Origin of the sequence: Bathymodiolus heckerae thiotrophic gill symbiont, from assembly GCF_900128515.1 — a bacterium.
Lineage (GTDB): Bacteria > Pseudomonadota > Gammaproteobacteria > PS1 > Pseudothioglobaceae > Thioglobus_A.
Map to the genome: position 1 here is coordinate 1 of NZ_FQTP01000073.1, position 7,336 is coordinate 7,336.

General features: G+C 37.9%; 8 protein-coding genes. 5 read left to right on the plus strand and 3 right to left on the minus strand.

The window, feature by feature from the left end; genetic code table 11:
* A partial coding sequence (locus tag BTHERMOSOX_RS08290) for a pyridoxal-phosphate-dependent aminotransferase family protein (RefSeq protein WP_138120615.1) occupies nucleotides 1-841 on the plus strand: 841 nt, incomplete at its 5' end.
* Between the two features lie 62 nt (nucleotides 842-903).
* Here the strand turns inward: BTHERMOSOX_RS08290 and BTHERMOSOX_RS08295 are convergent.
* Nucleotides 904-1,137, minus strand: coding sequence for a YfhL family 4Fe-4S dicluster ferredoxin (locus BTHERMOSOX_RS08295; protein WP_138120616.1), 234 nt, complete (start codon nucleotides 1,135-1,137; stop codon nucleotides 904-906).
* Between the two features lie 372 nt (nucleotides 1,138-1,509).
* On the opposite strand from BTHERMOSOX_RS08295, the gene BTHERMOSOX_RS08300 reads away from it, so the two are divergent.
* Genes BTHERMOSOX_RS08300 through BTHERMOSOX_RS08315 form a run of 4 tightly spaced genes read left to right on the plus strand, consistent with a single transcriptional unit; the run spans nucleotide 1,510 to nucleotide 5,639 of the window.
* Nucleotides 1,510-2,523, plus strand: a complete 1,014-nt coding sequence (locus BTHERMOSOX_RS08300; protein WP_249360658.1) for a peptidylprolyl isomerase — start codon at nucleotides 1,510-1,512, stop codon at nucleotides 2,521-2,523.
* Between the two features lie 6 nt (nucleotides 2,524-2,529).
* Nucleotides 2,530-3,615 carry a phospho-N-acetylmuramoyl-pentapeptide-transferase gene (mraY, locus tag BTHERMOSOX_RS08305; protein ID WP_138120617.1) on the plus strand — a complete coding sequence of 362 codons (1,086 nt, stop codon included), beginning with the start codon at nucleotides 2,530-2,532 and terminating at the stop codon, nucleotides 3,613-3,615.
* Complete coding sequence (locus tag BTHERMOSOX_RS08310) at nucleotides 3,616-4,068, plus strand: deoxycytidylate deaminase (protein ID WP_138120618.1); 453 nt, start codon at nucleotides 3,616-3,618, stop codon at nucleotides 4,066-4,068.
* A 2-nt stretch (nucleotides 4,069-4,070) separates the two neighbouring features.
* Entirely contained in the window at nucleotides 4,071-5,639 is a 1,569-nt protein-coding gene (locus BTHERMOSOX_RS08315) for a peptide chain release factor 3 (RefSeq protein ID WP_138120619.1), read from the plus strand.
* On the opposite strand, the gene BTHERMOSOX_RS08320 is transcribed toward BTHERMOSOX_RS08315, so the two are convergent.
* Together BTHERMOSOX_RS08320 and BTHERMOSOX_RS08325 are read right to left on the minus strand one after the other, a co-directional pair.
* Nucleotides 5,640-6,503 carry a prenyltransferase gene (locus BTHERMOSOX_RS08320; protein ID WP_138120622.1) on the minus strand — a complete coding sequence of 288 codons (864 nt, stop codon included), beginning with the start codon at nucleotides 6,501-6,503 and terminating at the stop codon, nucleotides 5,640-5,642.
* A 210-nt stretch (nucleotides 6,504-6,713) separates the two neighbouring features.
* Nucleotides 6,714-7,058 carry a rhodanese-like domain-containing protein gene (locus BTHERMOSOX_RS08325; RefSeq protein WP_283204850.1) on the minus strand — a complete coding sequence of 115 codons (345 nt, stop codon included), beginning with the start codon at nucleotides 7,056-7,058 and terminating at the stop codon, nucleotides 6,714-6,716.
* Nucleotides 7,059-7,336 lie beyond the last annotated feature (278 nt).

Below are 7,336 nucleotides of genomic sequence, written 5' to 3' on the forward strand. Positions count from 1 at the left end.
TGTATTCGGCATGCGTATGAAAGAAAACATCACGCGTCTTGGTGGCGAAGCAATTGTTGTTGAAGATGATTGGGGTTCGGCAGTAACCGTTGATAAAGTTGAGCAAGCCTTAAAGGATCATCCTGATGCAAAAATCTTAGCTTTTGTTCACGCTGAAACTTCAACGGGTGCACAATCAGACGCTAAAGCACTTTGTAAGATTGCTCATGAAAATGATTGTATTACTATTGTTGACGCAGTAACGTCATTAGCTGGTTCTGAGCTACGTGTTGATGAATGGGAAATTGATGCAATTTATTCTGGTACGCAAAAATGTTTGTCAGCTATGCCGGGTATTTCTCCAGTGAGCTTTAATGAACGCGCTTTAACAAAAGTTAAAAACCGAAAAACACCTGTTACTTCATGGTTCCTAGATTTAAACCTGGTAATGGGTTACTGGGGCGAGGGCGCAAAAAGAACTTACCACCACACAGCACCTGTAAACACTTTGTACGGTTTACATGAATCATTAGTAATGATTACTGACGAAGGCCTGGAAAATTCTTGGGCACGTCATCAAAAGAATCATGAAGAATTAAGAGATGGTCTTGAGGCAATGGGTATTAAATTCTTAGTAGACAAAGCCGATCGTCTGCCACAACTTAACTCTATATTCATTCCAGAAAGTGTTGATGATGTAGCTGTTCGTGCAACATTACTTAATGATTACAACTTAGAAATCGGTGCAGGTCTTGGTGCTTATGCAGGCAAAGTATGGCGCATTGGCCTAATGGGGCATTCTTCAAGAAAAGAGAATATCACTCTATTGTTGGCAGCGTTAAAAGCGACATTAGGAAAATAAACCTAAAACGCTAAACATTAAAAAGGCGACCTAAGGGTCGCCTTTTTAATGCATGACTAAACTTACTTTAATTTGGCCAGCAATTCTTCTTCAGTTTCCACGCGATTTTTATCAGGTAGACAACAATCTACAGGGCAAACTTCAACACATTGTGGCTCATCAAAATGACCAACACACTCTGTACATAAGTCGCCATCTATTTCATAGATTTCATCACCCATATAAATAGCATCATTTGGGCATTCCGGCGCACAAACATCACAGTTAATACATTCATCGGTAATCAATAAAGACATGTGCTACTCCTTGGGTAAAGCAATAATAAATTTAGATGTATTTTACTCTAGGGATCTTCCGTAAACTCTGATAATTTTTGACAACGCTAAATTTTTATAGGGGAAGTAAAATTTTACAACCCTAGTCATTCATAGGGTGGATTATTTTATAACGCCTATAAGAATTTAGCTAAGTCCCTTCGGGCAAGAATTTTTGGCTTTTTTTAACTTTGTTAAATTTTCCCGCAATATGAATAACTATTGCCTACAAAATTATGCCTGGTTAAAAAACCTAAAATCACTTGCAAAATTTCACCAGAATTTATAGAGGATCCCTTTAATTGTTACCCTTATTTTTGTTGTGTTTTGCGGTATCATTAATGACTTTATTTTATGATTAAAAATCCTCATATGACACGTCTCTTAGCACTGCTTTTTGCCAGCCTTATTTCAATTTCATCCCAAGCAAAACTTGACAATGGTTTGTATGCAAACTTACACACCAACCAAGGTGATATCACTATTCAACTTGAGTTTGAAAAAGCACCACTAACTGTCATTAATTTTGTTGGTCTAGCGCAGGGAACAAAGGCATCAAATATTCAAACGGGCAAGCCTTTTTACAATGGATTGAAATTTCATCGTGTTATCAATAACTTTATGATTCAAGGTGGTGATCCAGAAGGTACTGGCAGAGGTGGTCCGGGCTATAAATTTAAGGATGAAATTACAGATTTAAAACACCACAAGGCTGGCACCTTGTCTATGGCCAACTCTGGTCCAAACACTAATGGCTCACAGTTTTTTATTACTCATGTAGCAACGCCACATTTAGATGGAAAGCATACTGTTTTTGGCTATGTTGTTGAAGGCATGGATGTGGTTAATGATATCAAAAAAGGTGACTTTATTCGCAAGGTAAAAATCATTCGCATTGGCGAGAAAGCTCAAAATTTCGATACTGACGAAGCAGCTTTTAATGCGATCAATGAAGCGCGTAACAATCAAGAAAAGAAAAAACTAAAAAAGAAGCAAGACGAACTTGCAAGCTTTGTACGTGCCAATTATGTCAATGCGAAATTAACCGAACAAGGGCATTTTTCTGAAATTAATCAACCTGGTAATGGCGACAAACCCAATAAAGGTGATTTAGTTAAGGTTAATTTAACGATCGACTTAGATGATGGCACCAACATGAGAGAAGCTGGCGAGCCACTGCCATTTTCGGCAGGATCTGGCACTATTATTAGCCTTATTGACACTTCAGTATTAGAGATGAGTGTTGGTGAAACTCGCACACTAATTGCACCGTATTACCAAATCTATGGTGATAGTAATCGTGGCTTATCTTTTGATAGTATTCTAATTTTTAAATTAGAATTGCTATCGATTAATGACATCAACTAACTGCTTATGTTTTTAGAGCTCATCAACTTTCTAACGCAATTTGACTCTGGTTTTGAGGTTCTTAACTATCTAACATTAAGAGCTGTTCTAGCCATGTTGGCTGCGCTACTCATTAGCCTTACACTTGGACATTACTTTATTAAGAAATTACATTTATATCAAATTGGCCAAGTAATCAGGACAGATGGCCCAAAATCCCATTTGTCCAAATCAGGCACACCTACTATGGGTGGTGTAATGATCTTATTTTCCTTTAGTATTAGCTCACTGATTTGGGCGGACTGGTCAAGTGTGTATTTATGGATTGTATTAGCTACAGCGGTTATTTTTGGTGGTATTGGTTTTATTGATGATCACTTAAAAATTAAACACAAATCTTCTGACGGACTAAGCTCGCGCAAAAAAATGCTCGGTCAGTCGGTTGGTGCAATTATCATTGGGCTTTGGATTGTAATAACAATTGACAATCCCATCCAAACCGAACTACTAATTCCATTTTTTAAAGACATTACTTTTTCATTAGGCATTGCTGGCTTTCTTGTACTGACGTATTTTGTTATTGTTGGTTCTTCAAATGCGGTGAATTTAACCGATGGTTTAGACGGCTTAGCCATTATGCCGGTTATCTTAATTTCTAGTGCACTGGCTTTATTTGCCTACATTAGTGGCAATTACAACTTTGCTAATTACCTCAACATGCCTTTTATGCCAGGCACGAGTGAATTATTTGTAATCTGCGCTGCACTCATGGGTGCTGGTCTTGGATTTTTATGGTTTAACACCTATCCTGCTGAAATCTTCATGGGTGATGTTGGCTCATTAGCACTTGGTGCAATCTTAGCGGTTATTGCCATTCTTCTTCGTCAAGAAATTTTACTATTTATTATGGGTGGCGTGTTTGTTGCTGAAACCGTTTCAGTCATTATTCAAGTAGCCTATTATAAACGCACTAAAAAACGCTTTTTCTTAATGGCACCGATTCACCACCACTTTGAAAAAAAAGGCATTTCAGAGCCGAAAATCATTGTACGCTTTTGGATGATTACCTTAATTTTAGTGCTTGTTAGCCTAGCATCTATTAAAATACGCTAGATGAATACATTGGACAAATGGGACAAACGCTACCTAGCTTTAGCAGCTGAGGTATCTACCTGGTCAAAAGATCCATCAACTCAGGTTGGTGCTGTCACTGTTGGCAGTAAAAAAGAGGTTTTATCTCAAGGATTTAATGGCTTTCCACGTGGCATTCATGATACCGATGAACGCTACAATAATCGCGATACTAAGTATAAGTTAGTGGTTCACGCAGAAATGAATGCTATTTACAATGCCACTTACTCTGGCACCTCGTTGGATGGCGCAACCTTATATGTTTACGGCCTGCCAATTTGCTCAGAATGTGCCAAAGGTATTATTCAAGTGGGCATTAAAAAAGTCGTGGTTGAAAAATCCAAAGAACTTGATAACTGGAATGAAAGCGTTCAACTCTCAAAAGAGATGTTTGACGAATCTGGCGTTGAGTTAATTATTACCAATAAAAGTTAATTATGTCTGAAGTTTCTAAACGTCGTACCTTTGCTATTATTTCTCACCCTGACGCAGGTAAGACCACTGTTACCGAAAAATTGTTACTCTATGCAGGTGCGATCAAAACTGCCGGTAGTGTTAAAGCTAGAAAATCCAGTACCCATGCAACTTCTGACTGGATGGAAATGGAAAAGGAAAGAGGAATTTCCATTACTTCATCAATCATGCAGTTTGAGTACGACAACCATGTTATCAATTTGCTCGATACGCCAGGACACGAAGATTTCTCTGAAGATACATATCGTACACTTACTGCTGTAGATTCAGCATTAATGGTAATTGATGTTGCCAAAGGTGTTGAAATGCGCACCATTAAGCTGATGGAAGTTTGTCGTTTGCGTGACACACCCATCCTTACCTTTATCAATAAAATGGACCGTGAAGGTAAAGAACCAATTGATCTATTAGATGAAGTCGAAACCGTACTTAACATTGAATGTGCACCAATTACTTGGCCAATCGGCATGGGTAAGCGCTTCAAGGGTGTGGTGCATTTACTTGAAGACAAAGTCTACTTGTACGAAGCAGGAAAGAACTCTGAAATTGGTGAAAATGTCATTATCAAAGGTGTTGATAATCCAAAGCTTGATGAAATTTTGGGTGCTGATGTTGCAGCTGAAATGCGTGAAGAAGTAGAACTTATTCGAGAGACCACGACACCATTCACCGTGGATGATTTTTTAGCGGGAAAACAAACGCCAGTATTTTTTGGCTCAGCCATTTCTAACTTCGGTATTCAAAACTTACTAGACGGTTTTATTGAATACGCACCTATCCCTCAAAATAGAGAGTCAGACATACGTGAAGTTAAACCCGATGAAACCAAACTCACTGGATTCATTTTTAAAATTCAAGCCAACATGGATCCAAAACACCATGACCGATTAGCCTTTATGCGTATCGTTAGTGGTGAATACACAAAAGGCATGAAAGTCTTACAAGTGTCAACTGGCAAGCAAATTAAAATTGCTAATGCGGTTACTTTTATGTCGCGTGAACGCTCTAGTACAGACATTGCCCATGCAGGTGACGTGATCGGCATTCATAACCATGGTGGTATTAGTATTGGTGACACCTTCACCCAAGGTGAAAAGCTAACTTTCCAAGGCATCCCTAACTTTGCGCCAGAATTGTTTCGTCGTGCTCAACTTAAAGACCCACTTAAAGCTAAAGCTTTGCAAAAAGGCCTAAACCAACTTTCAGAAGAAGGTGCTGCGCAAGTATTTCGTCCAATCATCAACACCTCACAAATATTAGGTGCAGTTGGTATCTTGCAATTTGACGTGGTCGCTCATCGCCTAAAGTATGAATACGGTGTTGACTGTCAGTTTGAATCAATTGCTATTGCCACAGCGCGCTGGGTAACTGGAGATGACAAAGATATCGAACAGCTAAAAATCAAAGCTGGTAACAATGTTGCTATCGACTCTGCTGGCATGTTGGCATATTTAGCGCCTTCGATGGTTAACCTTCAACTTACCATGGGGCGCCACCCTAATCTTACCTTTAGCGCCACTAGAGAGCATTAATCACCCAAATAGAATGGTAATTCCCAGTAAAACTGGCACCAACAGCACAACCAATACATTGGCCGCTAAATACTGAGAATGTTGGCCGATAGCTTCTTTAAATTTAATAGCGCCACTTAATGCATAAAATCCTGGAAATATTGCCAATAGAGCGATCAAACTTAAATTTGTCAAGCTATCTATCAAAACACCAAGAATAACAACCAACATAGTGAGTAATAAAAACACCAAGTACACCGCATTACTTGCTGATACACCATAAGCAATTGGGAAGTGATTTCTACCAGCCGCTTTATCCGCATCAATATCTGGATATTGATTTAACAACAATAAATTATTTACCAAGAAAAAAGACACTAAGCTAATTAACCATAATTTATCGTTAAAAAATCCAGTAACGGCAAAATGTGCACCCACAGTCATTAATACGCCAAATCCAAAACCTGATGCAATCAAACACAGCCAAGGATAACGATTGATCCAACGAGTATAAGCAATAACCAATATTAACCCAACCATGCCGATAGGAAATAATTGCCAGCCATAGGTCCAGATAAAAAAGACACCGATCAATAGTGTTATCAATAAAGATACAACACCAACGGTGAAAATAGTTTTCAGCATTTCAGGGTTATTAGGCAACGCCCCGCTACCGCCACTAAATGCGGTTCTATTGGTATTTAGATCTATACCACTTTTAAAATCAAGATATTCATTCAAAGTATTAACACTAATATGCGCCATCACTGCACCAATGAATGTCAGTACAAATAAATGCACTTGAATATCAACACCCTTGGAAAAAACAGGACTCCAGGCCAAAAATAAACACACTGGTGTCAGTATTAAAAATGGCAATCGCATTGAACTAATAATTGATCTGATCATGGACAAATTATAGTGCAACAAAATTTTAGAAATAATGCGAATGAGGTAAAAATAGCAAAGAGAAAGACCTTGCCTTCCTAAAAAATAGTATAAATACTTGTTTTTTAACGAAAAAATGCCACTTTAAGGCACTTTTAAGCTCTAAAACAGCATTCTAGTTATGGTATTTGCAAAATTTCTGAAATTTTACAATTTTGGCGTATTAGCGATACTTTGTGCGTCGCAACCACAATCTTTATCAATCAACTCATAATACGCTTTAATTCCTCCAGACAGATTTACCACATCGTCCCAGCCCATATCAGTCAATGTTTTTGTAGCCATTCGACCACGCGAACCTTTGGCACAATAAACAATAATTTCTTGATCTTTAGGTATTTTATTCCAAGCTTTTATTTCCAACATGCCTCTAGGAATATGGATTTCACCTGTAGGCAATATTGTCTTAGACCCTTCTCTTTCCTTGAAAGTTCTAACATCCAAAAGTATAAAATCTTCTTCAGCGTTCATTTTAATTCTAAGCTCTTGCACAGAAATAGATTCAACCCCTAGAGTAATCTTTAATATATATTGTTTTGCAAGATTTTTAGAGTTAATATCAGTGGCCCAACCAACAGTATTAATTAAGGGTCATGACAACCCAAGCATATTTAAAATCATGTTAAAGTACCGTTATGAAAGTAAAAAACAAGTATGTAAATCGTTCCCGTATTTCAGAGAAGAAATTTAGAGAAATAATTAAGTATTTTTCTCTTGATTTGAACGCAGTTCAAATCAAGGAATTAACAGGATTGAGCAGACAAACAATC

Coding starts and splice junctions, on each gene's coding strand:
- BTHERMOSOX_RS08295 (WP_138120616.1), bottom strand. CDS start 1,137: ATGTCTTTATTGATTACCGATGAATGTATTAACTGTGATGTTTGTGCG.
- BTHERMOSOX_RS08300 (WP_249360658.1), top strand. CDS start 1,510: ATGATTAAAAATCCTCATATGACACGTCTCTTAGCACTGCTTTTTGCC.
- mraY (WP_138120617.1), top strand. CDS start 2,530: ATGTTTTTAGAGCTCATCAACTTTCTAACGCAATTTGACTCTGGTTTT.
- BTHERMOSOX_RS08310 (WP_138120618.1), top strand. CDS start 3,616: ATGAATACATTGGACAAATGGGACAAACGCTACCTAGCTTTAGCAGCT.
- BTHERMOSOX_RS08315 (WP_138120619.1), top strand. CDS start 4,071: ATGTCTGAAGTTTCTAAACGTCGTACCTTTGCTATTATTTCTCACCCT.
- BTHERMOSOX_RS08320 (WP_138120622.1), bottom strand. CDS start 6,503: ATGCGATTGCCATTTTTAATACTGACACCAGTGTGTTTATTTTTGGCC.